The sequence below is a fragment of the Paracoccus sp. MKU1 genome, from assembly GCF_001447385.1.
In the GTDB taxonomy this organism is placed as follows: Bacteria; Pseudomonadota; Alphaproteobacteria; order Rhodobacterales; family Rhodobacteraceae; genus Paracoccus.
On sequence record NZ_LLWQ01000024.1, the window covers coordinates 1 to 838 of the forward strand.

Below are 838 nucleotides of genomic sequence, written 5' to 3' on the forward strand. Positions count from 1 at the left end.
GACAACGTGGTGCAGGAATTCGTCCGCCAGGCGGCGAAGACCGGGGTGGACGTGTTCCGGGTCTTCGACAGCCTGAACTGGGTCGAGAACATGCGCGTCGCCATGGATGCGGTGATCGAGAGCGGCAAGATCTGCGAGGGCACGATCTGCTATACCGGCGACCTGCTGGATCCCGCGCGCGCGAAATACGACCTGCAATATTACCTCAGGATGGCACGCGAGTTGCGCGATGCCGGCGCGCATGTGCTGGGGCTGAAGGACATGGCCGGCCTGCTGAAGCCCGCCTCGGCCGGGGTCCTCGTGCGGGCGCTGAAGGAGGAGATCGGCCTGCCGGTGCATTTCCACACCCATGACACCGGCGGCATTGCCGGCGCCTCGATCCTGGCCGCGGCCGAGGCCGGGGTGGATGCGGTGGACTGCGCCATGGACGCCTTTTCCGGCAATACCTCGCAGCCCTGCCTGGGCTCGGTGGTCGAGGCGCTGCGGCATACGGATCGCGACACCGGCCTGGATATCGAGGCGATCCGCCGGATCTCGAACTACTGGGAGGCGGTGCGCGAGCACTATGCCGCCTTCGAGAGCGGCCTGCAGGCCCCGGCCTCCGAGGTCTGGCTGCACGAGATGCCCGGCGGCCAGTTCACCAATCTCAAGGCCCAGGCGCGCAGCCTTGGTCTCGAGGACCGCTGGCACGAGGTCGCCCAGGCCTATGCCGAAGTGAACCGGATGTTCGGCGACATCGTCAAGGTCACGCCCAGTTCCAAGGTGGTGGGCGACATGGCGCTGATGATGGTGGCGCAGGGCCTGACCCGGGCGCAGGTCGAGGACCCGGGCGTCGAGG

General features: G+C 67.5%; 1 pseudogene. It reads left to right on the plus strand.

Annotation, left to right across the window (positions count from 1 at the left end):
- A pseudogene (locus AQY21_RS02030) lies at window positions 1-838 on the plus strand (pyruvate carboxylase); the annotation flags it as partial.